Raw genomic sequence first — 24754 nt, 5'->3', positions numbered from 1 at the left:
ATTGAATATATATTATAATGAGGGAAAGTTATATATATATTTAGTAATAAATTTTAAAAATAGATATACTTATGTAAAAGTGTATCTATTTTTAATACAAGTTATAGAAAATTCAGTTATTGAACTTTAATAAAAATTTTTTGATTCTGAATTAATCTTATATTAAGATACATAACCATCTTTTGTGTTATTGTCTTAAAAATATATACGTCAGGTATTTTACATACATGGGGTTTAATATCTTCTTTAATATTTAATTCTTTGAAATCTATACTCACAATTTCACAATATACTGGAGCTACTTCAGTATATGCTTCAGATAGAGTTTCTTCTTTAGTTCCAGGTTTAGATAGAGTTACAAAGTTTAATGAGCTCTTTTCTTGAACATCAGGATCAACAATGTAGTTAACGTCAGTTACACAATCAAAAGGTACATGAACAGTTATATCTTTTATTCTTCCATCAAAGGAATCATTCTTTGTGTTGAGCTGTGAGTACTCAATACTTTTTGTAATAGTACCACTCAAAAAAAGTTTTTTTGCCTTTGGAATTAGAGTACACTGTGTAATTGATACTTTTCTATTAATATGTTTTATGGCAGTGGCATAAAAGTTTAGGCTCACTTTATTTTCAATAGTTATATCTATCTTTTTATTAGATATAATTACGGGTGCTTTTATGGGAATAAGTAATGGAGCTGTTTTTGATGACACGTTGGAATTACGTACTTTTGGTTCAATATTTTTATGTTTGATCTTCTTTTTTTTAGATGTAGTTGGATGAGTTTCATTATCTTTTATATTAAATTCTGCTGAGGTATTATGGTCACTCTCAGAAGAACTAAGTGTGATTTTATGAAAATCATTTTCAGTTTTTTCCATAGAAATATAGTTTAAATTTTTATCAAACATTAATTTCATAGGATATGTTGGATTAATATATCTTGCTTTTTTATGTTTTCTATGCCTACTCAAAGGTATACACCTCCAAATTTTGCTTACCATTTATAATATGCATGGCATTAAACATTTGTAACATACAAAGAGCCAGTTATTAAAACTGGCTCCAGTATCTTTAGTCTTTTTTGTAAATTATACAAAAAATTAGCATGATTCAGTTTGAGTTGGAATAGTAACTTGTTGTTTTTGAAGCAATTTTATACGGATTCTTATAACAGCTTTGTCAGTGAATTTAGTGAATTCTTCTTCATTAGCTACGTGTGCCAGTGGATATCCAAATTCATTAATATCAGCATCAATAACTTCTGTTAATACAATTTCTGCGAATATTGGTTCATTAAGATATTCAAGAGTTCTTCTGTCTGACTCTTTTAGATTTTTACCAAGGGCATGTTTGTCAAAATATCTAGTAGTTTCATTTGCAGGACTTGGTATAATAATAGGTGATATATTGATAGGTGCTGTTGTAGAAGTTAAAAATGGAATTTGAACAGTAGTATCATTGATAACTCCGCCGATAGAAGCACTGCCAGGTACAACCTTGCAGGTTCTTGAAGCATATTCTATATTTTTTCTTAAATAACCTTTAAGAAAAATTATTCCAGCAGTAACTGTTCCATCTTCATTGCGTACAGTTGGAACAAATCTAGCTTCATTAAGAAATACTTCTTTATCTATTCTTTTTATTTCAAAAGCTGGTGTATTAAGATGAATAACTGATTCTAAATTTATAAAAACATCGAATTCAGAAACTACTACAGGTAATTTATAGGTTCCAGGATCAGGAACCGGAGTAAATGCACTAGGTGCAAGGGTATCAGCTTTTAAAATATTAGCCTCACATGATACCTTGGATGGAGTTGAAGTTGTATTATCTTTTAAATTTGACATACGTTTATCTCCCTTTTATCTAATTTTAGGATATTGTAGGTTTTATTTCATATCCTGCTATATAGTATTCGGGAATAATGAAAAGTGTACTAGCTTTATTAAAAAATATTATTATTTATACAATGACTAGCTGCTGGATAAACCATCTAAACTTAGCGGGAGTACAAATTTCCACTAAGTAAGATTTATTGATCAGAACTTTGAATTGCCATTCCCCATTTTTTTAGTTCTAAAAATATTGATTCTAAAGCTTTACCTTTAGTTGTTAAACTATATTCTACATGGGGAGGAATTTCAGGATAAACTGTTCGCGTAATAATATCACTTTTTTCCAGTTCTTTTAATCTCAAGGATAAAGTTTTGGGACTGATACCATCAAGGGAGCGTAAGAAATCTCCAAAACGAATTGTTTTGTCTATTAATAAGTCTCTAATAATTAAGGATGTCCATTTACCACCAATAATACTTATAGCTAATTCTATAGGACAGTTATCTGAACAACCACTGTGTTCAAGTTTTATTTCTGACATAAATAAAATCTCCTTCAGGCTACTATTTTCAACTATACTTACTTTTATGAAATAATATGAAAAAAATACTACTACTTTTCAAATTATATTATAAGAAATATAATGTAATTAAGCAAATTAGGCATATGAAAATAAATAACAAGTCAAAGATGCGACGAATATTTTGAATTATACAAGGAAACAGGTTCTGATGATAGTGGTGCTATCAGAAGGTTCTGTTAACGTAGTATAATTCAAAATATACTAGTATACTGACTAGTTATTTATTTGAAGATGCCTTATAGATTAAAATAATTTATGAGAGGTGAATATAGTTTGAAAACTTTTGAGGAATATAAATTAAAAAATTTACATCTTAAAAACAGAATTGTTATGCCACCTATGGATATGTATTCAGCAGATGAATATGGAAGAGCTAATGAGTTTCATTATAATCATTATGCTGCAAGAGCCATAGGAGGAGCTAGTTTTATAATAGTGGAATCCACTGCGGTGACCTCAAATGGCAGAATAAGTGATAATGACTTAGGCTTATGGAATGATGATCAGATAGAAGGATTAAATAAGATAGTTAACAGTGTAAAAAACTACGGTTCTAATATTGCTATTCAATTAAATCATGGTGGGAGAAAATATATTGGTAATTCAGGAGAAGTATTGGCACCTAGTGCTATAGCCTTTGATGAGAATAGCAAAATACCAAGAGAATTGAGTAAAAGTGAAATAAATGAAATTATAGAGGCTTTTAAACAAGCGGCTATAAGAGCCAATAAAGCGGGTTTTGATGCTATAGAAATACATGGAGCTCATGGATACTTAATAGATGAGTTTTTATCACCCCTTTCTAATCTTAGAAAAGATGAATATGGTGGAAATACAGAAAATAGAACTAGATTTCTTAAAGAAGTATTAGAGGCAGTAACTGAAGTTTGGCCTAAAGAAAAGGCAATATCTCTAAGAGTTTCAGCAGAAGATTATAAAGAAGGTGGAATGACTGTAGATGAAATGGTAAAAATAATTGATATGGTTAAACAATATATTGATATAGTCCATGTAAGTTCTGGTGGATTAGTTCCAACTTATATAGAAGATTATCCTGGTTATCAGGTTAACTTAGCAGATTTTATTAAAGGTCATTGCAAAATACCTACTATATCAGTTGGACTAATAAAAGATGTAGATATGGTAGAGGAAATATTGTCAAATGAAAGAGCGGATTTAGTTGCTCTTGGTAGAGAATTACTTAGAAATCCTTATTGGGTTTTAAATGCAGCAAAATCTAAAAATTTGAATATTGATTTTCCAGAACAATATAAACGTGCTTTTTCGTAATTTTAAATTGAAAGGATGATAAGAATGGATTTTTTACAGTTAGCTAAAACTCGTTATTCAGTACGTAAATATGAAAACAAAAAAGTTGAGGAGGAAAAACTTCAAAAAATACTTGAAGCAGGTAGAGTTGCTCCAACAGGAGCTAATACTCAGCCACAAAAACTCATTGTAATAACAAAAGAAGAAGGATTTACAAAACTAAAAAAAGGTGCGAATGTTTATGGTGCGCCCCTAGCAATAATTGTATGCGAAGATCATAGTATTAGCTGGAAAAGACCTTATGATAATAAAGATATTGCAGAAACAGACGTTGCAATAGTTTCAACTCATTTGGTACTTCAGGCCACTGAATTAGGGCTTGGCACTATATGGGTATGCTATTTTGATCCAAAGGTAATAAGAGAAGAATTTAACATACCAGACAACATGGAACCAGTGAATATTATTGGTATTGGTTATGGAGCAGAAGAACCAGCTTCACCAGATAGGCATGACACTGCTAGAAAATCTTTAACTGATACAGTAGTTAAGGAGTCATTCTAATTGTATTAACACTTGTAGCTTTAAGGTTTTAAATAGTTAAAAATCAGCACTATAAGATAATCTTATCTCATAGTGCTGATTTTAATTTCACAATACTTTTTTCTATTATCAATTTAAATTTTTATTCAATAACAGTCAATTTTACTATATAATTTAATAAAATAAGTATTATGGCTGAAATAGAAATGGAGAATTTATGGATACTAAATTTAAAGGATATTTATTAATTTCTGATATGGATGGAACGCTTATAGATGATATAGGGGATATATCTAAAGAGAATATTAAGGCTCTAGAGTACTTCATTAAAGAAGGCGGTATATTTACTATTGCCACAGGAAGAACCATGGCATCTGCTGGAAGATATCTAAATAAGCTTACAATAAATGCTCCTATAATATTGTATAATGGAGCAAAAGTTCATGACTATAGAAAACAACAAACAATATATGAACTGTCTTTGGAAGAGCCAGTAAAAGAAGTAGTAAAAGAAGTTAAAATTTATGACAGTTCCCTTGGGCTTGAAATCTACTGCGAGGAAAATGTGTATATATACAACCCCTGTAGATTTACAGAGAGATTCTCTAAAAAGGGATATGAAGTTTATTATAATATTGATAATATATGGGAAAAGAATTGGACTAAAGTGCTTATACTGGGGGAGGAAGATCAGCTTAATAGCCTAGAAGAAAGCTTCATAGATACTTTTGGAAGTGTTAATCTAATAAGAAGTGGAGAAAACTATTTAGAAATAATTCCAAGAGAAACTTCAAAAGGTCATGCAATGGTAAAACTGTGCAAAAACTTAGATATAGATTTAGATAAGACTATTGCAGTAGGAGACAATATGAATGATACGGAGATGATTATGAAAGCTGGATATGGATTTTGTGTAAAAAATGGAAATGAAAAGCTTGTAAAGTTAGCAAAGTATATTTGCCCTTCAAATAATGATGACCCTATAAAATATATAGTAAATTATTTGGAAAATACTCTTAAAAAATAATTGTTTTTAGTACATGTATGGACTATTTCAAATATTATAGTATTAAGCATGTAAAAATAAATAACAAGTCAAAGAGATGCTATTATACTAACTAGTTATTTATTTGAAGATGCTTTAGGGTAGGAGGTGTAAATATTGGGTTTTGAAAATAGTTCATACTTTAGAGTAAACTTACCGTATCCATCCTTTAAGATTTGTAAAAAGGATAAACATGATGCTGCAATACTTTTAGATGACTATGCATCTTGCTGTGTTAGTGAATATACTACAATATCTCAGTATATATATGCACAAATGACTACTAGTGATAAATGTGTATCTAAGACTTTTCTTCAAATAGCTATAGTGGAAATGTCTCATCTTGATATGTTAGGACGTATTATTTGTGATCTTGGTGTGAAACCAAAGTTTCGAAGTGGTGACTGTAAAATTTGGTGTAGTGACTGCGTACCTTATGGACATTGTACCAAAGATAGAATAAAACTTGCTATAAAAGGTGAGTACAAAGCAATAGAGCAATATGAAAGACACATTGAAAAGCTTCATAACAAGTGTATAAAAGAGCTTCTTGCTAGAATAATTTTAGATGAAAAATTGCATATAAAGATCTTTAAGGATTTATTGTGTAGATAAATTAAAAGAGTTTAAATAAAAAGGCTTGAATAAGAGAAAAATTATTTTTGATTCCTTATTCTGGTCTTTTCTTATTTCAAAATGTATTTACCATAAATTCTCAGCCTACATACAATTTATTTTTTTAGTTATATAAGGTATAATTGTAATAGTGAGGTGATAGTAATTGAATAATAGTCTTGAGGAAGTTGTAGACAAGCTCTTGCTTTTACTTCCAACAATGGAAAAGAGGCTTATAAGACCTTTAGAACTTGAAATAAAGCCTAGTCTTAGTCTATTGCAATATAATGCTTTGTTCATGATGAAGAATAATGAAATACTGACTATGTCGGAATTATCTAATAAAATGCTTATATCAAAGCAACAATTAACCCCAATGATTGATAAACTTATCGATAATGGATTGGTTGAAAGAATGATTAATAGCAAGGATAGAAGAATAATTAATGTTAAGCTTTCAGAGGGCGGAGATAAATTTCTACGTGATGCAAAATCGGAAATGACAATAAAGCTAAAAAAAAGAATGGAAGTATTCAATAAGAATGAAATGAATACTCTATTAAAGGCCATAAATGATATTTATGATATAACTAAAAAACTTGGATAAAAATAATCCCTGCTTTAATTTAATAAAGCAGGGATTATTTTTTTTTTTATGCTCACAATATAATTATAATCATTAAGTTTTTTAGGAAGTGATAAATTGAAAAAAAAGATAATTTTCTATTTGATAATAATAAATTTAACTCTTTTAGCTTTTAGTTTTATTGGTAAAATGAACTTTATTATAAGATTTATCAATGTGATAAACAAAGCTTTTTTAATTCCATTATTCGTTTCTATACTTATATATTACATAATAAGACCTTTAAATAATATCTTCATTAAAAAGGGTTTAGGCTATGGAAAGTCAAGCCTGCTTACTTTAAGTATATTTACCTTTATTTTAAGTGGGATAAGTTCCTATTTTGGAACTTATATATATGGACAATTTCAACAAATTACTGGTCAACTTTGGATAATAGTAAATGATAGGAACCATATTGATGGAGTTATAAGCTGGGTTAATAATTTTATAAATGTAAATGAAATATACAATTTGGCCACTATAATGGTGAAGCATTATCTTCAGGGTATAGGACATAGTTTTAAGAAAATTGTAGGTTATTTTATGAATGCTTTTTCTATGGTTTTTCTTATAATTGTTATAGTTTTTTATATGTTAAAAGACGGTCATAAACTTAAGAAAAAAATAATAAGCTTTGTACCTGAAAGGTATAGGAATATTTTAGCTAATATATGTGATAATAGTGATGATATATTAAGTCATTATGTTACTGGGCAGGCAAAAGTAGCACTTTCTCTAGCAATAATGATATTTATAGGTTATGTAATAATAAAAATGCCAAATGCAATGCTACTTTCTTCTATAACCTTTCTTCTTGCGTTTATACCCTTTGTTGGATTCTTTATATCCATGATAATTCCTGTGGTAATAGCTTTGAGTATGGGATTTTCTATGGTTGTTAAGCTTATAATTGTTTTTATTATAGTTCAGACCTTAAAAGGGAGAGTAGTAGTTCCGGCTATAATGGCTAAAAGTATGAAAATACATCCTTTAACAGATATATTTTTAGTAATCGCGGCTATTGCTATTGCAGGACCTTTTGCAGCTTTTGCAGTAGTACCTATCTATGCCATGGTAAAAAATGTAATTAGTATATTAAAAATAAATAAGGCATCTGAAAATAAATAGAAATTATGTTAAAAGTATGATTATAATAGGACTTATTATAATTCATACAAAAAATGAGTTGTCTCACAATATATCTATGCATAGTGAGACAGCTTTTAGTAATTTTACTACTAAAAATATGATTTATAAAATCATGTATTTCTAATTCAATTGTTCGATAATTATGCTTGCATTTTTCTTAGGACTTAGACATAAGTCTAAACCTGAAACTACTATTCTAACTTTATGATCACCGTCTTTTAAGTTGAAAATTCCATGGCTTATAAGAGGTGTTCCGGCAGTTATTAAAGTAGTAGGGGTATCAATTGGATTATCATCTACAACTATACTGGCACTTCCAAGAGGTGAGAATTTAGTTGTATATAGTATAAAATTTATTTTAAAGGTTCCAGGAGTATTGATTTTAAATACATCGCTTTTTATTTGTGTAATGCTAGAACCAGAGTTTACAGATAAATTGTTAAATGGTATTGAATCATCAACGTGTATAGTAACTTCTTCTTTGCCCGCATTATTAGATGCAAATACTGTAGAATTTAAATTTTTAAATACCACAGGGGCATAATTGTCATATACATTTGAATTAGTAGTATTAGCTATTTTATCTGGTACAATATCTTTCATAATATAACTATCTGTATTTTGTGTGATGGAAAAATTTATTTTTTTAACAGAACTATTCAGATGATCTATGTCATCTCTATCACTATTAGGTTTAATATTAACAGAAGTACTATGTTGTTTAACAAAGGTATTAGTACTCTTTCTAGAAATAATATCAAAATATAAATAGTCTTCCTTAGTTCGCTCACTATTTAACTCAATGTTGGATCTATCTATACGTTGTCTAGTAATATCAGGATTTACTGGTTTTCTTAAATGCCTAATTTGTCTATGAATTCTCATAGGATAGTAATCCTCCTATATTATTAATGTTTAGTTTTCACTACAATATAATTTATGTTGTTTTTTAAAACAGTGTTACCTTTTTTATTAAATATGCATATAGTATAGTGCAATCAAAAAAATAGGAGTGTAATTATGTATTATAGCTATAATAGATACCAAGAGCCAGAAGAGCCAGAAGAACCAGAAAATGAAAATCGTGAAGAATTTTACAATTTAGAAAATGATGATTCTTTTCAAGAGTTTGAAGTACCTCCATATGAGGAACCACCCTATGGGGCAGTACCATATTACTCATATAGACATATGCCACCTGAACCATTTGGATATTTTCAATATGATGATAGACAATATGATGATAGGCAATATGATGATAGACAGTTTAATCCAACTGCCCCATCTGGACCACCACCATCATCTATTCCAGCTCAACCACAGCAATTTCATTCAGCTGGTGGACCGGGCGGACCACAGGTTATGGCTGTAGATCCTGGTTCAATAAGACCATGTCTTTTTAGATTTGTATACATTTGGCCAAGAAGAGGAAGAGGCTTCTGGGCATGGCTTACTTTTGTAGGTAGAAGATCTGCTTCAGGCTTTAGATGGAATGGCCGAAGATGGATATATTTTGGTATTGATTTAAGAGAGATACAAAGCTTTGAATGCCGCTAAATAATATAAAGGCTTGTCTGGTAAAGGGATATACAAATCCTTTACCAGGCTTTTTTATTGATTTTTTTACATATATGGAGTATCATATATTTTAAATTATGTTCTAGTCTGTTGGGAGGGCTTTTGGTGGAAAATGCAACTTTTTCAGTTAGTTTTGAAATAAGAAGTACAAAGCTAGCGTTAGATTCTATTTCCGTTTATAGAAATTTACTTGATGATAAGGTGGTAAGTAGTTTACGCTTACTTCTTGATTATATAGATATTGGTAAAGTTGAACTATCTTGTGTTACTAATTTATATAATAACTTCTTTTTTTCATTGGCAGAAAGTGGTACAAACTCTTTGGAAGATTATATTATTAATAAGGTTATTTTTGATGAAAATCCATTCTCATTAAAAGCACAAACTAAAATTATTGATGAAAATGAAGGCTTAATTGAAAAAGCAGCATCGAATGATTTAGTAAATCTTCAATTAATTTCAAAATTAAATCCATATACTATAAAAAGTCAATTGTCAAGATATTTTGATGACAGTGAATTCAAATACATAATAGAAAAACTTCCAGAATGGTATGTTGAAAGTAGAGAAGATTTAGGAGATTGTCCAGATCATGTAAGGGAAATAAAAGAAGTATTCCATTTAAGTAGTCAATGGTCTGAATGTATTAGTAAACTTGAGAAGTTCCATAAAGATTATGGCTGCGGAATCTTCGCAACCTATAAAGCTTTTGTATGGGAACGTGAAAATAATACAGGCTTTTGTAAAGGAATTAAGCACCCAGATCCAATTTGTCTTTCAGACCTTATAGGTTATGAAGATGAAAGAAAAGTGGTGCTAGAAAATACAGAGCAATTCTTAAAGGGATTCCCTGCTAATAATGCATTGCTTCATGGAGATAGAGGAACTGGTAAATCCTCTACGGTTAAAGCTATACTTAATAGATATTATACAGAGGGACTACGTATGATTGAAGTACCTAAAGCGTATCTTACAGATTTCCCTGATATAATAAGAACACTTAAGGATAGACCACAAAAATTTATTATATTTATAGATGATTTAGTATTTGCAGATGATGAGGGAAGTTATACTGCACTTAAGGCAATGCTTGATGGTGGACTTGAACACAAATCATCAAATATAATAATATATGCTACTTCAAATAGAAGACATTTAGTAAAAGAATACTTTAGCGAGAGATCTAATGACGAAGTACGTGGAGGAGATAGTGTTCAGGAGAAGCTTTCTCTTGCAGATAGATTTGGTATTAATGTTGTATTCTCATCTCCAGATAAAAAGGAATACTTAAATATTGTAGATGGGATAGCAGAAAAGAGAAATCTTAATATTGATAAAGAATTATTGCACAGTGAAGCTATAAAATGGGAAATGTGGTATAATGGACGTTCTGCTAGAACTGCAAGACAATTTGTTGATTGGATTGAAGGAAAATTGGCTATGAAGGAGCTTTAATAAAATAATAAAGTACTTGACAATAGTGGAATTAAGTAATAAAATTTTGTAACAGTATATAATTATAATTTAAAAGCTTTGAATAGGAGTAGTATATATATTCTGGAAATAAAGAGAGGGAATGATGGTGGAAATTTCTCATGATAGGTATATAGAAAGTAGCCTTGGAGCTTCAAATAGAAATCTAAGTGAGAGTAGAGTTTGACGGATTCCTACCGTTAAAGGGATTTAAAGTATACTATATACTTTTCAAAGTGTGTACATTTTGTACGAAAAAAGGTGGTACCGCGGAGTTTATAGCTTCGTCCTTAGTTGGACGAAGCTTTTTTTATATTTAAAATTATGGAGGTATTTATATGAAATTAACTGGGGCTGAAATTACTATAAAATTGCTGGAAAGATGTGGAGTAAAAGTAATTGCTGGAATTCCAGGAGGAACTAATCTTCCTCTATATGATTCACTATTCAATAGTAGCATTAAACATATATTAGCAAGACATGAACAAGGAGCTGCTTTTATAGCGCAGGGAATAGCACGTTCTACTGGAAAAGCTGCTGTCTGTTTTGCTACATCTGGACCAGGGGCAACAAATTTATTAACTGCAATTGCAGATGCAAAACTAGACTCTGTTCCAATAATTGCGGTGACTGGGCAAGTACCGTACTCTTATGTGGGCACAGATTCTTTTCAAGAAGTAGATATCTATGGACTTACAATACCTATAACAAAGCATAATTTCTTCGTTCGTTCTGTAGAGGAGTTATTTAAAGTTATACCAGAAGCTTTTAGGATTTCTGAAAGTGGACGTCAAGGTCCGGTATTGGTTGATATACCTAAGAATATACAGAATGAAGAATTTGAGTTTGAGCAGTGGCCAGTTATTGAAAACTATGAAGAAAAGCATGAATTTGATAATTCATTAGTTTCTAAAGCTGCAAAGATAATAAATGAAGCTAAAAGGCCTATTCTCTATATAGGTGGAGGAATAACTAATTCTAACTCTGGAAAAGCCTTATATGACTTTGCAAAGAAAAATAATATACCAGTTACTTCAACATTAATGGGACTTGGAAATTTTCCTATAGAAGATCCATTATTTATGGGTATGCTTGGTATGCATGGAGCTAGATATACCAATTTATTATTAAATAAGGCAGATTTACTTTTGGCCTTTGGTGTAAGATTTGATGATAGAGCTATCGGAAATGTAAATAAGTTTTGTCCAGATGCTAAAATAATTCATGTAGATATAGATGATGCTGAAATTGATAAGATTAAAAAATCTTATCTTTCAATTTGTGGGAATGTAGGAACTGTACTAAATGAGCTTATTCCTCTATTAGAAGAGGAAAAGAGAGAAGATTGGATAGACTACATTGAAAGTATTAAAAAGGAAAAACCTATGGTTTTTCCAGATGAAAATGATTGTTTTCATCCAATAAATATAATTAAAACTGTAAGTAAATTAGTTAGAAAAGATACTATTATTACTACGGATGTAGGACAGCATCAAATGTGGACTGCTCAGGCTTATCCTATTAATGCACCTAGAACATTTTTAACTTCTGGGGGACTTGGAACTATGGGATTTGGACTTCCTACAGCTATTGGTGCTGCAGTAGCTAATCCGGATAAGCAGGTAGTCTGTTTTTCAGGAGATGGGTCGTTTTTAATGAATATTCAAGAGCTTGCTACTCTAGCAGACTTAGATTTAAATGTAAAAATAATAATATTGAATAATGGACATCTTGGACTTGTAAGACAGCAACAGCAATTGTTTTATAATGAGCACTATATGGCATCAAGATTTTCAACTAGTCCAGACTTTGCAAAAATAAGTGAAGGCTTTGGAATTAAGGGATACAGTATTGATGAGAATAGTGAAAATCCATTGGAAGTTCTTAAAGAAGTATTAAGTAATAAAGGATCTTGCTTAATAAACATAGCTATTGATAAATTTGAAAATGTATTTCCAATGGTTCAGCCAGGTTGTGGTATTTCAGAAATGATAGGTGGTGAGTAGTATGAAGGACAATGATAATTATGTAATTCAGCTTATAGTAAACAATCATCCAGGAGTTATGTCACATATAGTAGGGCTTTTTTCAAGAAGAGCTTTTAACCTTGAAGGAATACTGTGTTCAAGATTAGAAGATGGAAATACTAGTCAGATGTATTTGCTAATTAAGAATGATGAACGTACAGAGCAAATTTTAAAGCAATTAGAAAAACTATATGATGTACTGAAGGTTTCGCTGCATACTGAAGAAGAGTGTCCTATATTTAATAAAATTTAGTACAGATTAAATTGTTTATCTATAAAACAGGATTGTTTGGTATCAATAAAATTTTAATAATAAATTATCAAATATATATGTAAGGGAGTACATGAAATATAAGTATATTTCATGTACTCCCTTTATAATAATTAAAGTATTTTTATTCAGGAACAATAATAAGTAAGGTACTTGTATTTTGTAATACTTTTCTAGTTACAGAACCTATCATTTTGGCTAATCCTTTTTTTGAAGATTTCGTCATAACTATAATATCAAACTTATCTTGTCTAGCTTTTCTTACTATTTCATCACCTGCATATCCAAAAGGATTATAAGTTTCAACATTATAACCTTGAAGTTGTGCCTTAGCTCTTTCCATAAGTAAATCGCTTTCCTTTTGTGAGTTGGTTACTACAGTATCAGACAGCATCATATCATTTATTATAACTATTTCTAAAACATGCATAATGGTTATGGTTACATCTTCTTTTTTAAATAATTCCTTCACATAATCCAGTGAATGCATACTTCTATCAGTACCGTCTAGTGGAATTAATATTTTCTTTTTATTTGTAGACATATATAACACATCCTTTTCTATAATTTAGATAAGGCATATTCAAATAAATAACTAGTCAGTATTTTAGTCTATTTTTTATCATACTGCGTCAACAGAACCTGTTTCTTTGTATGATTTAAAATATACGTCGCATTTTTGAATTGTTATTTATTTTCAGATGCATAATAGTTATACTTATATTATACTTAAAAATAAAAAGTTTTCATAGTACATTCTACTTATTTAATGGAAAAAATTTAAACTTCTGTTACTATTTCAGAATACTGGTATCTCTTGAGTCTTGGGTATAATTGTTTAGATTTATCAAAATATCCTAAGGTAATTAGCATAACTACATTTGTATCTTCATCTAAGCTAAATTCTTTTCGTATACCATCAAAGTCAATTCCATTTATTGGATGAGAATCCACTCCGTAATATTGTGCTGCGTACATGATGGACATGCCCAAAAGGCCAGCATTACTTTCAGCAAATTTTATTTTTTTCTCCTCAGAAGTACCATAAAGTGAATGAGCAAACTGTTTTGCACCCTCAGTACTTTCTTTGCCAGCTTGTGCCTCAAAGGTTGACCACGCTTTTTTATCAGGCAGGAAACCATTTTTATCAGCTGTAATTATTAAAGTTACAGGAGCTTCTAAAATCTTTGGCTGATTAAAGGCTAATGGACATAATTTTTTCTTTGCATCTTCAGATTTTACAGCAATAATTTTCCAAGGTTGAAGATTAAAAGCTGATGGAGCAAGTATAGCTAGATTTATAATATCTTCTAAAGTTTTATCCTCAATTTTTTTACTTTTGTCAAAGAAGTTAACTGCTCTTCTGTTTTCATATATTTCTTTTAAGTCTTTCATAAATACCATCCTTTATTTTAATATTATGTAAAGATACTATTGAGAATAGTTATCTTATAATAAAAAGTATATAACTTTTAATAAATAAATCAAGTTCTCTAATAATAAATAATTGTTAACTTTTTTATGTAAGAAGAATTCTAATTTAAGGCACATTTTTATTTAACTTATATACTTATTATTCCCATTTATTAAAATACCGTGTAAAATGAAATGTGAAAAGGAGAATCTATGGATAAAGAAATATTAAATATAAGAGCACATCATTTTCTATGTATGCAGGGATTTCAAGGATATGGCTACAGTGATGATTTTGTTGCACATATGAGTAAAATAGTAAATTATATAAGAGAAAATTTAGATTGCAAAATAAATTTAATTAATAGCTGTGATGAAATTTGTAGCGTTTGTACTAACAATAAAAATCAGCAGTGCAGTAATAAAGAAGTTGATAATATGGATGACATAGTACTAAGCAAATTAGAACTAAAAAAACAATATATAATAAGTGCAGAGGATGCATTTAATTTGGTAAATAAGAAATTAAAAACTATTGAAGATGTGAAAGATATATGTGGAGATTGCAGATGGACGGAGAAGTGTTTATGGTATTTAAACAGGGAGCGTATATTTAATGGAACAGTGGATTAGTGCAAGTAAACTTGTAATTTTATTTTATTGTGTATTGAGATACTATGTTATTGGAACTAAGTCAATTCCTCAAGTAGTATTGTTTATTTTGATTTACATATCTGCTAATGCTGCTATTTATTTAGTAAAATATAATAAATTTAAAAAGGCATTATTGTTTTTATTAATAATAGTTATAGTCAGATATTTATACTATTTAGATCCCATATTTACATTACTTTTACCTATAAGTATATTTGAATTATTTTTTGATTTGACTGATATAATATTTGCGCCTATGATAATAGCATTAATACCATTGTATTTCTTAGATATTAATATGAAAATAGATTATATTAGTATAATGTTAATAAGTTATATAGTATATATATCATGCTATAAATATACTAAAAGAATACAGAAAATATTAAAAGAAAATGATTATATGAGAGAAAGAATTCATTTACTTTCTACAAGATTAAATAAGAATTCAGATTATGAAATGCATATAAGGTATCTATCAAGACTAGAGGAAAGGAATAAGCTTTCACAGGAAATACACGATAAAATAGGTCATGCTATGTCAGGCAGTACCATACAACTTGAAGCAGCAAAATTATTTCTAAATAAAGATAATAAAAAGGCAGAAGAAATAATTGAAAGAGTTATAAATATCTTAAGAGATGGAACAGAAAGTATACGGGCATCATTAAAAAATATAAAACCACCTTCAGAACAAGTTGGAATCAATAGAGTTAAAATTTTGCTTGAGGAGTTTTCTGTAAACAATAATATAAAAACTACTTTGCTACATTCGGAAAATCTAGATGTAGTTTCTTCAGTTCAGTGGAAGGTAATAGGCGATAACATAGGTGAAGCACTTACTAATGCATTAAAATACTCTAGAGCATCGCTTATTTCTGTTAATATACAAGTACTAGGTAAATTTATTAAGGCTGAAATAAGGGATAATGGAATTGGAGCAAATAACATAAAAAAGAGTCTTGGACTAATAGGTATGGAAGAAAGATGCAGCAGTGTGGGGGGAAAAGTGATTTTTGATGGTTCAAAGGGTTTTTCTATTATAAACCTGTTGCCTTTATAGATACAGTAAAATAGATTTTATATAATATACAATTTAAATGATTTTACTAGTGTAAAAATTTATAATGTTTTTTATTGTCATTATTCTAAATTTATAGAGTATAAAATTTAATTATTAATTTCTAAATTGTATATGGAAAGGCTAGTTATATGTTTTTAATTATTATATGTAATGGTGATTATAAAATATGTAATGGTGCTATAAAATACATATTTAAGAATTAAAAATATAGGGGGTAACCATGGCAATAAAATTGTTGATAGCAGATGATGATGCTATCGTTAGAGAAGGATTCAAAATGATTCTTGGTATGGATGACAATTTTGAAATTCTATATTGTGCTGAAAATGGTGACGTGGCAGCAAAATACTGCAGGGAAAATGAAGTGGATGTAGCACTGCTGGATGTAAGGATGCCTGTAAAAAATGGAGTGGAAGCTACAAAGGAAATATGCAGTAATACATCTACCAAGGTATTGATTTTAACTACCTTTGATGATGATGAGTATATAAATGATGCTATTAAGAATGGCGCAAAAGGATATCTTTTAAAAAGTAATCCACCAGATAAAATAAAGGATGCCATAAGAATGCTATACGGCGGTAATACAGTGATTCAAGACATAGTTTTTGATAAAATCAAGGTAGGACTTACAAGTAGTAAAAATAAGAGTATAGATAAGAGTTTGTTTTCTAAAAGAGAATTTGAAATAATAGAAAGCATATCAAGGGGATTATCTAATAGGGAAATATCAAAAGAACTCTATATATCAGAGGGAACTGTAGCAAACTATATAACTTCAATACTGAATAAAACAGGACTTGATCACAGAACACAAATAGCAATTTATTATTTAAACGGGGGAACGGTATGACTTTTCTCATATATAAAATATGAATATTCTCATATAAGAATGGTGAGCTTATGTACTATTATAGGCTCACCATTTCTTTTATAATAAGTATAGAAGCTTTAGAAATTCAAAAGCATTTAATTCATATCATTACTAGTGGTTGTAATACTTCATATTATAAAGATTTATGTCAATAGATAAAGAATTAAGATATAAAACAAAAGATTTTTAATTGAAATTAGAAAAATGAAGAGAGGTGTACAAGTGAAAAATTATAATATATGGACAATTTTATTGATTATAGTTGTAGTTATTATTATAGGACCTCATATATTAAAATTTGCATTCACAGTTATTTTTATATTGCTAGTTATAGGATTTATTTTGTTTATATTGAAGAAGGGTAATAATGGAAATAAATATAACAAAATGGACAGAATGTTTATGAATGGAGAAACAAAGGCAACAGAGCTTCACAATAAATATGATTTTACCTTTTCTAATGCTGTATTGGATTGCACTGAATTACCAGTACCACTTCAGGATAAAAATATAAAAATTGATGTAACTTTTTCTAAATGTGTTATAAAGGTAAATCCAGATGTACCAGCAATTATAAGGATAGATACAAGCTTTTCAAATGTTAGACTCCCAAGTAATAATAGTATTACTTTTGGTGAAGAAAGTTATGCCACTAGGGAATATAGAAGAGGATTACCATGCTATTATATACAGCTAGATGTATCCTTTAGTGATGTAAGTATTATAGAAATATGATTCTAAGATTTAGATGTAATTAATGCTTTATTTAAGATTATATAGAGAGGAATGATTTTATGAAAGTAGTAAAAATTGAAAACCTGGTTAAAAAATTTGGGAATATGTCTGCTGTAGATAATATTACAATTGGAATTGAGGAAGGAGAAATATATGGACTCCTAGGACCAAATGGAGCAGGAAAGAGTACGACTATAAATATGATTTGCGGGCTGTTAGCTCCTAATGAGGGTACTATTGAAATTTTAAATAAGAATATAAGAAAAAATAAAATATTTGCTAAGAAAAATATAGGCATAGTGCCTCAGGATATAGCTATATATGAAGATCTTACCGCTTATGAAAATGTTAACTTCTTTGCAGGGTTGTATGGATTTCGTGGAAAGGAGTTAAAGGAAAGAGTAGAAGAAGCTCTTGAATTTGTAGGGCTTTTAGACAAGGCTAAAAGTTTTCCAAAAGAATTTTCTGGTGGAATGAAAAGACGTTTAAATATTGCCTGTGCTATTGCCCATAGACCTAAGGTTATTATAATGGATGAACCTACTGTTGGAATTGATCCTCAATCCAGAAATCATATATTGCAATCCGTTAAAAAATTAAATGAAATGGGAAGTACAATTATATATACAAGTCACTACATGGAAGAAATAGAGGAAATATGTACAAGAATAGGCATAGTAGATCATGGAAAGCTCATTGCAGAAGGAACAAAGGAAGAATTAAAGAGCAGCATTTCCAATACAAATACAGTTTGGGTAACGGTGCAATCAGTTAATAATTTGGACTTAGATGAATTTAAGGGGATCAATGGAGTTATAAGTGCCGAATTAGATGACAATATTGTTAAAATAAGTAGTTCACAAGATGTAAATAATCTAGATAAACTAATTCTTTATTTTACTAAAATGGATATTCATATAAAAAATGTAGAGACAAAGACACCTGATTTAGAAACTGTATTTCTCACTCTTACAGGTAGAAAGCTTAGGGATTAGGAGGAAAAATTATGAGTGTTTTTATTATAGCATTTAAAGAGATAAAGCAAACTTTTAGAAATAAACAATCAATTTTGATGGGGTTATTATTTCCCATAGTACTAATTTTTATATTGGGTACAGTACTGTCTGGAGTTTTTAGTAATTCTTCAACTTTTAAAAATATAAGTGTAACATATATTGAGGAAAGTAAAGGGTATTTGTCAGAGGGTTTTGAGGGCTTTATAGATAAAGGAAACTCTCTTGGAATAAAGTTTTCAAAGGTACAGACAGCGGATGAAGGTTTAAAGTCTGTTAAAGATGGTAAGTATACTTGCTTTCTCAAAATAAATGATAAGGGAATGGAATTATACAAAAGTGATCTAGCTGGCATTCAAGGTGACGTTGTAGAATCTATGATGAAATCATTTCTTCAAAGGTACGGTGCTGTAATGGAAATAGCTAAAGTTAGTCCAAGTGTCTTAGCTAAAATTAACAGTAATACAAACTATGGAGGTTTAGTTAAAAATATTTCATTGAATAGTAAGACGAAGCCAGAGGCCATGGATTATTATGCAGTAACCATGCTGACACTTATAATACTCTATTCTTCCATGAATGGAATGTATTCAATAGTTGGGGAAAAGACAACAAAAACAGCAAATCGTCTGTTTTGCACTCCAGTAAGCAAGTATAAGATATTAATGGGTAAGATACTTGGTAATGTTATTTATTCTGCAATACAAATTGCAGTAATCATAGCTTTTAGCAAGTTTGTATTTCATGCCTACTGGGGAAATCATATAGGAACTATATTTATTATGGCATTAGCAGAAGCTGTAATGATGGTAAGTATTGGAGCGGGTATGTCTTTTATAATAAAGGATAGTGCAGCACTAAATGGATTATTAAGTATGTTAAGTACTATATTCTCCTTTTTAGGAGGAGGATACTTCCCAATTGATGGTATGGGTAAGAATGTACAGTTAGTAACTAATATATCTCCTGTAAAATGGATTAATCAAGCCATGTTTAAGGTTATATATAGCAATGATTTCAGCTCTGTAGGTATTGCCATAATTATGAGTTTATTAATAGCTGCTATTTTTATAGGAATCTCATCTTTGGGTTATAGAAAGGAGGCAGTATAGTATGAAAAATTTAATTTGGTTAGCTATGAATAATTTAAAAGTAACTTTTGGAAAGAAGAAAGGTATAATTTCATATTTTGTGTTGCCAGTAGTTTTTATATTAATTCCAATAATGATATATAGCAATGTGGGGAATAGTTCTGTAAGGATAGGCATTATAGATAAAGATAAAAGCAGTTTATCAACTGATTTTGTTAAGGCTATTGAAAAACAAGATAGTCTTAGGGTAATTGATATAAATAATGAAAATCCTAAAGGAGAAGTTGCAGCAGGGAAAGTGGATTGTGTTATTACTATTCCAAATGGTTTTGAAGGAAGTGTTTATAATAATTCACTAAAGCAGCCAGAAATACTATCGCTAAAAGGAGAATCTTCTACTGTCTGGATAAATAACTATTCTAATATATATTTAAGAAATTTAATTGATATTTGGAAAGCTTCTAAAGGTAACAAACAGATATTTAATAAGATATATGAGAGTTCAAAGGAAAATAGCCTATCCTTTAAATCCGTAAGTGTAAAGGATACAACAAAGGGTAAAAGTATGACCTCTCAAAGTATTGGATTTTTGATTATGTTTATGATGGTAGGGGCAAGCTCCTTTGCAGAAATTATTCTTAAGGAAAAGAAGAATAGAACTTATTTTAGAATATGTTCTGCACCTGTAAGTTCTAAGATATATATATTCAGCAATGTAATTTCCAATTTTGCTATTGTAGCAATTCAGTCTCTTATTACGTTACTTGCTATGACAAAGATTTTTAAAATCCAAACCTATGTACCTTTTTGGCAGCTTTATATAATACTTTTATGTTTTGGATTTGTAGCTATAGGACTTGGACTACTTTTGGTAGCATTTTCAAAGGACTCTACGCAGTCAAATGTACTAATGAATTTAATAGTTACACCAACTTGTATGCTTAGTGGATGCTTTTTCCCTGTAGATTTTATGCCTGATGCAGCAAGAAAGATTGCAGATTTTCTTCCTCAAAGATGGGTAATTTCAGCCATAGAAAAACTCCAGACTAATGGAAATTTTTCTAGTATATGTCTTAATATTTTAATTATATTAGCTTTTGCCTTCACATTTTTCATAGTAGCAGCTTACAGATTTAGTAGAGATGAAAATATAAAGAATTTTGTGTAGAAAAGTTTAGGTACTATTTAAGGATTTAAGCTACTGTAAAGAAGTTAAATCCTTATCTTGAAAATAATTGTTCAAGTACGAATCTGTCTTAAAATTGATAAAAGATTCTTAAATTAACATTCATAATTAAAGTAAAATAAGTATAGACACTATCAAATTTTATCTAATTTGATAGTGTTTATTTATAATTATGAGAATATGATCATAATTATTGTATTCAAAATAAATTCTTGGAAATCATATTAGTACTTATTGAAAATATTTAGTATGATTAGTTTTAAGTTTTAATGAATTTATAAGAAATATATAAATGCAAAGGTTAACATAGATAAGTTTTTAAAGTTATAGCTGTTTATTAAAATGTGATTAACCTTGACGTTAAGGTTAATAAAGAATAGAATATAAAATTGATAGGAGGTTTAACTGTGAATGAAAATTGTTATAAAATAGAGGATGTGGCTAAAAAAACAGATCTTACTAAAAGAGCTATAAGGTACTATGAGGAATTTGGAATTATAAAACCTGAAAGAAATCAGTGTGGCTATAGAGTTTATCATGAAAAAGATATAAAAAAATTAATAAGAGTAAGAGATCTAAGATTAAAAGTAGGTTTTACTATAAGTGAAATTAAAGATTATTTTGAACTTGAAAGCAATATTTATAATGCACTTAAACTTGATAATTCGAGTAATGGAAATAAGGTAGATATAGAAAAATATATTTCAGATATAAATTCACAAATTCAAGTTATAAACAGTAAAGAAATAGCATTAGAAAAGGTAAAAGAAAAATATAATAAAACTTTAGAAAAATTAATTAGATTAAAATAAATTTTATTGAGGCGGATGAGGAAATGAAAAAAGAAAATTATAAATGGGTAGCTCTCTCATGTACTACATTAGGGGCTTTATTTTCAGTACTGAGTGGAAGTACTCTTATGATTGCACTCCCTGTAATTATGAAAGACTTAAATGCAAGTATGAGTATAGTAGTATGGACTATTATGGGGTATATGCTTTCACTTACAATACTTGTTCCATCCATAGGAAGAATTGCAGATATGATTGGGAGAAAAAAGCTGTATGTTTCAGGGTTTGCAGTATTTACAATAGCTTCAATCTTTTGTGCTATGTCTAAAAATGGAGTGGAACTTTTGATTTTCAGAATGATACAATCGGTTGGTGCATCTTTAATGATGGCAAACAGTACAGCAATAGTAGCAGATGCTTTTCCAAAGAGGCAGCTGGGGAAAGCTTTAGGTATAAATACTATGGTAATAAGTACAGGAGCAGTTATAGGACCTATTCTAGGTGGATTTTTAATAAATGTTGGTTGGAGAAGTATATTTTATATTAACATACCTATAGGTATTATTGGTACACTTTGGGCAGCAATTCAACTTAAAGAGATGAAACCATCTACTGAAAAGCAAAAATTTGATTGGCTTGGTACAATAACATTTAGCATAGGAATGTTAGCACTTCTTATGGCTTTATCTCTAGGCGGATTTGTAGGATGGCTGAATTTATTAGTTATAGCTGCGTTTATAATTGCAGCAATTTTTATGATTATATTTGTAAAGATAGAAAGTATTATAGATTATCCAATGCTGGATTTAAGACTTTTAAAAAACAGGGTTCTTGCCTTCGCTTATGCTAGTAATCTCTTAAATGGAGTTGCAAGAGGAGCAGTAACTTTTTTACTTGTATTCTATTTTCAAGGCATTAAAGGTATAGATCCAACTGTAGCAGGTATGCTTCTATCTCCCTTTGCAATATCAATGATGGTTGTATCACCAATAAGTGGGTTACTAGCAGATAAGTATGGAGCTAGAGTATTAAGTTCTGTAGGTTTATTAATATCTGCTGTAGGTTTATTTGGAATGATGAGGATATCACAGAGTACTTCACTAACTGAACTAGTAATATATATGTTAATTATGGGATTTGGATCAGGAATGTTCTTCTCACCTAATACAACTTCAATAATGAGTGTAGTTCCAGCTAACGAGAGAGGAATTGCAGCAAGTTTACGATTGATGATGAATAATGCTGGTACCGTAATAAGTATAGCTATTTCAATGGCTATTTTATCATCTAGCATTTCCCAAGATTCTATGCAAGCTCTTTTCATAGGAACGCAAGTGGGAACAAAGGGAATAGCTGTAGGACAGTTTCTAAGCGGACTTAGAGTGGCTTTTACAATTTCTTTTGTATTTAGTATAGCCGGCTCAATTATGTCTTATTTAAGAGGGCCAAAGCCAGAATGGGATACAACTGTAGTTATGGATGAAGTTGAAAATTAAGAATGGAAGGTTAATAAGGTAGAGAATGGAAATTTGAGAGTTAAAAGTAAAAAAATTTTTAACTCTCAATTGTATTTTTAAATGCCAAATGAAAAATGCTTTGCTTTTTTGTCTAGCTAATTATGTTGCATTCTTTTTGCTTTGTCACTTAAAGTTTTGAAACTATCCTCTTTTTCTTTAGCATCAATTACAGGTATATTTAAGGAAACTGCACCATCAGGTAATTGACCATTCATACCTAAATAGTAATTTTTTATTGGCTTTAGATTTTCATCTAGTTCATAGACAAGAGGAGTTCCAGTTGGAATATTTAAATTTACTATTCCATTTCCGGGGATTTTATCTAAATATCTTACTAGTGCTCTAAGTGTATTACCATGAGCAGCTATTATAACTTTTTTACTATTTTTTATTTCAGGTACAATGACTTCATGCCAGTATTCAAGTACCCTTTTTTCTGTATCCTCCAGATTTTCGGTAAGAGGAATTTCATTTTCGTTTAATCCACTGTATTTAGCTTCATTACCAGCATATCTTTTATCAGTTTTATCTAAAGCAGGTGGTCGTATATCTACAGAACGTCTCCAAGTATGAACTTGTTCTTCACCATATTTTTTAGCAGTTTCAGCTTTATTTAATCCTTGAAGTCCACCATAATTTCTTTCATTTAACTTCCAGCATTTATTTACAGGAATCCACATAAGATTCATTTCATCTAGTATAATATCAAGGGTTTTTATTGCTCTTTTTAATACAGATGTATAGGCAATATCAAAATTATATCCATTATTCTTTAGTACTTTTCCAGCAGTTCTTGCTTCTTCCATACCTTTGGAAGATAAATCTACATCTTCCCAGCCAGTAAATCTATTTTCTTTATTCCATTCGCTTTGACCATGTCTTATTAAAACTAGTTTTATCATAAAATCACTTCCTTTTGTAGTAAATGTGTAAACTGAATTACAATTAAACTTATAGAATTTAACCTGACTAACTTGGCGTAAGTCTCCCACGCACTCTATGAAAGCGATTCACACAAAATCAAAAAAAAGATTTTGGTTCTCTGCTTTTCTTCAAGTGGGAGTTCGACGCCAAGTAAGCCATGCATTTGCAGTTCTAAAATTCAGATGGGGTAAAAGAATCCCCACCTGAATTAAGAACTTGCTTCAATTAATAATGATTAATAGGAGATATTAAAATATAAAAAATATAAAAAATTATAACATAATATATTATAAGTATTTAGCTATACTATTATTATAGTAAATTATCACTATTTGTGGAATATATACTTGTTGAGCATATATATTACTATTACAGAGTTTAATAGAATATAATGCTTTTTTCTCTAATTAAAGAATAATTCCTTATAAAAAATACTTTACAATACTACGTGT

General features: G+C 29.5%; 26 protein-coding genes and 1 other annotated feature. Of the genes, 19 read left to right on the top strand and 7 right to left on the bottom strand.

The features are described from left to right. Positions 1–116: 116 nt before the first annotated feature. From RH99_RS08835 to RH99_RS08825, 3 genes are all read right to left on the bottom strand, one after another. Complete coding sequence (locus RH99_RS08835) at positions 117–974, bottom strand: DUF7852 domain-containing protein (protein WP_010236705.1); 858 nt, start codon at positions 972–974, stop codon at positions 117–119. 129 nt (positions 975–1103) lie between these two features. After that, positions 1104–1850: a CsxC family protein gene (locus RH99_RS08830; protein ID WP_010236703.1), complete on the bottom strand. Its 747-nt coding sequence runs from the start codon at positions 1848–1850 to the stop codon at positions 1104–1106. A 185-nt stretch (positions 1851–2035) separates the two neighbouring features. Next, positions 2036–2380, bottom strand: a complete 345-nt coding sequence (locus RH99_RS08825; protein ID WP_010236701.1) for a winged helix-turn-helix transcriptional regulator — start codon at positions 2378–2380, stop codon at positions 2036–2038. A gap of 315 nt (positions 2381–2695) precedes the next feature. Between RH99_RS08825 and namA the strand changes: the two genes are divergently transcribed. The 6 genes from namA to RH99_RS08795 all read left to right on the top strand — a co-directional run bounded on the left by namA (position 2696) and on the right by RH99_RS08795 (position 7650). After that, positions 2696–3712: an NADPH dehydrogenase NamA gene (gene namA, locus RH99_RS08820; RefSeq protein ID WP_010236700.1), complete on the top strand. Its 1017-nt coding sequence runs from the start codon at positions 2696–2698 to the stop codon at positions 3710–3712. Between the two features lie 24 nt (positions 3713–3736). Next, positions 3737–4255: a nitroreductase family protein gene (locus RH99_RS08815; protein ID WP_010236699.1), complete on the top strand. Its 519-nt coding sequence runs from the start codon at positions 3737–3739 to the stop codon at positions 4253–4255. A gap of 196 nt (positions 4256–4451) precedes the next feature. Beyond that, the gene (locus tag RH99_RS08810; RefSeq protein WP_010236698.1) at positions 4452–5261 is read left to right on the top strand and encodes a Cof-type HAD-IIB family hydrolase; all 810 of its coding nucleotides are present in this window, start codon (positions 4452–4454) and stop codon (positions 5259–5261) included. Positions 5262–5396: 135 nt separating this feature from the next. Continuing rightward, the gene (locus RH99_RS08805; RefSeq protein ID WP_010236696.1) at positions 5397–5894 is read left to right on the top strand and encodes a ferritin-like domain-containing protein; all 498 of its coding nucleotides are present in this window, start codon (positions 5397–5399) and stop codon (positions 5892–5894) included. Between the two features lie 166 nt (positions 5895–6060). Next, positions 6061–6501 carry a MarR family winged helix-turn-helix transcriptional regulator gene (locus RH99_RS08800; RefSeq protein ID WP_010236694.1) on the top strand — a complete coding sequence of 147 codons (441 nt, stop codon included), beginning with the start codon at positions 6061–6063 and terminating at the stop codon, positions 6499–6501. Between the two features lie 96 nt (positions 6502–6597). Further along, entirely contained in the window at positions 6598–7650 is a 1053-nt protein-coding gene (locus RH99_RS08795; protein ID WP_010236693.1) for an AI-2E family transporter, read from the top strand. A 141-nt stretch (positions 7651–7791) separates the two neighbouring features. Here RH99_RS08795 and RH99_RS08790 read toward each other — a convergent pair whose 3' ends face one another. Next, positions 7792–8556 carry a BclA C-terminal domain-containing protein gene (locus tag RH99_RS08790; RefSeq protein WP_010236691.1) on the bottom strand — a complete coding sequence of 255 codons (765 nt, stop codon included), beginning with the start codon at positions 8554–8556 and terminating at the stop codon, positions 7792–7794. A gap of 135 nt (positions 8557–8691) precedes the next feature. Between RH99_RS08790 and RH99_RS08785 the strand changes: the two genes are divergently transcribed. The 4 genes from RH99_RS08785 (at position 8692) to ilvN (ending at position 13002) form a co-directional block, all read left to right on the top strand. Next, on the top strand, positions 8692–9228 hold the full coding sequence (locus RH99_RS08785) for a hypothetical protein (protein WP_010236689.1): 537 nt from the start codon (positions 8692–8694) through the stop codon (positions 9226–9228). 126 nt (positions 9229–9354) lie between these two features. Next, entirely contained in the window at positions 9355–10704 is a 1350-nt protein-coding gene (locus RH99_RS08780) for an ATP-binding protein (protein WP_010236687.1), read from the top strand. A 69-nt stretch (positions 10705–10773) separates the two neighbouring features. Continuing rightward, positions 10774–11017 (top strand) — a binding site (T-box leader). 43 nt (positions 11018–11060) lie between these two features. Next, entirely contained in the window at positions 11061–12728 is a 1668-nt protein-coding gene (ilvB, locus tag RH99_RS08775; RefSeq protein WP_010236685.1) for a biosynthetic-type acetolactate synthase large subunit, read from the top strand. A gap of 1 nt (position 12729) precedes the next feature. Beyond that, positions 12730–13002, top strand: coding sequence for an acetolactate synthase small subunit (gene ilvN / locus RH99_RS08770; protein WP_010236683.1), 273 nt, complete (start codon positions 12730–12732; stop codon positions 13000–13002). A gap of 142 nt (positions 13003–13144) precedes the next feature. On the opposite strand, the gene RH99_RS08765 is transcribed toward ilvN, so the two are convergent. Continuing rightward, the gene (locus RH99_RS08765; protein WP_010236681.1) at positions 13145–13564 is read right to left on the bottom strand and encodes a universal stress protein; all 420 of its coding nucleotides are present in this window, start codon (positions 13562–13564) and stop codon (positions 13145–13147) included. Between the two features lie 236 nt (positions 13565–13800). Further along, a complete protein-coding gene (locus tag RH99_RS08760; RefSeq protein WP_010236678.1) occupies positions 13801–14415 on the bottom strand; it encodes a nitroreductase family protein in 615 nt (204 codons plus the stop codon). A 231-nt stretch (positions 14416–14646) separates the two neighbouring features. Here RH99_RS08760 and RH99_RS08755 point away from each other — a divergent pair, with 231 nt between their 5' ends. The 9 genes from RH99_RS08755 to RH99_RS08715 all read left to right on the top strand — a co-directional run bounded on the left by RH99_RS08755 (position 14647) and on the right by RH99_RS08715 (position 23357). Continuing rightward, the gene (locus tag RH99_RS08755) at positions 14647–15066 is read left to right on the top strand and encodes a DUF1284 domain-containing protein (RefSeq protein ID WP_010236676.1); all 420 of its coding nucleotides are present in this window, start codon (positions 14647–14649) and stop codon (positions 15064–15066) included. Further along, on the top strand, positions 15050–16150 hold the full coding sequence (locus RH99_RS08750; RefSeq protein WP_010236674.1) for a sensor histidine kinase: 1101 nt from the start codon (positions 15050–15052) through the stop codon (positions 16148–16150). The genes RH99_RS08755 and RH99_RS08750 overlap by 17 nt, the downstream gene beginning before the upstream one ends. A 241-nt stretch (positions 16151–16391) precedes the next feature. After that, positions 16392–17024 (top strand): response regulator transcription factor, encoded by a 633-nt coding sequence (locus RH99_RS08745; protein ID WP_010236672.1) that lies wholly within the window; start codon positions 16392–16394, stop codon positions 17022–17024. Positions 17025–17267: 243 nt separating this feature from the next. Further along, positions 17268–17780: a hypothetical protein gene (locus tag RH99_RS08740; protein ID WP_010236670.1), complete on the top strand. Its 513-nt coding sequence runs from the start codon at positions 17268–17270 to the stop codon at positions 17778–17780. Positions 17781–17839: 59 nt separating this feature from the next. Next, entirely contained in the window at positions 17840–18775 is a 936-nt protein-coding gene (locus RH99_RS08735) for an ABC transporter ATP-binding protein (protein WP_010236668.1), read from the top strand. A gap of 11 nt (positions 18776–18786) precedes the next feature. Further along, entirely contained in the window at positions 18787–19905 is a 1119-nt protein-coding gene (locus RH99_RS08730) for an ABC transporter permease (protein ID WP_010236666.1), read from the top strand. 1 nt (position 19906) lies between these two features. Next, positions 19907–21052 carry an ABC transporter permease gene (locus tag RH99_RS08725; RefSeq protein WP_010236664.1) on the top strand — a complete coding sequence of 382 codons (1146 nt, stop codon included), beginning with the start codon at positions 19907–19909 and terminating at the stop codon, positions 21050–21052. A gap of 425 nt (positions 21053–21477) precedes the next feature. Further along, complete coding sequence (locus RH99_RS08720) at positions 21478–21882, top strand: MerR family transcriptional regulator (protein ID WP_010236662.1); 405 nt, start codon at positions 21478–21480, stop codon at positions 21880–21882. A 23-nt stretch (positions 21883–21905) separates the two neighbouring features. Beyond that, positions 21906–23357, top strand: a complete 1452-nt coding sequence (locus tag RH99_RS08715; RefSeq protein WP_010236659.1) for an MFS transporter — start codon at positions 21906–21908, stop codon at positions 23355–23357. A gap of 116 nt (positions 23358–23473) precedes the next feature. Here RH99_RS08715 and gpmA read toward each other — a convergent pair whose 3' ends face one another. Further along, entirely contained in the window at positions 23474–24280 is an 807-nt protein-coding gene (gpmA, locus tag RH99_RS08710) for a 2,3-diphosphoglycerate-dependent phosphoglycerate mutase (RefSeq protein ID WP_010236655.1), read from the bottom strand. Positions 24281–24754: the final 474 nt, after the last annotated feature.

This window comes from Clostridium arbusti SL206 (assembly GCF_000246895.1).
GTDB lineage: Bacteria > Bacillota > Clostridia > Clostridiales > Clostridiaceae > Clostridium_I > Clostridium_I arbusti.
The sequence above is the reverse complement of the archived record's forward strand: the minus strand, read 5'-3'. Positions and strand labels throughout refer to the sequence as shown.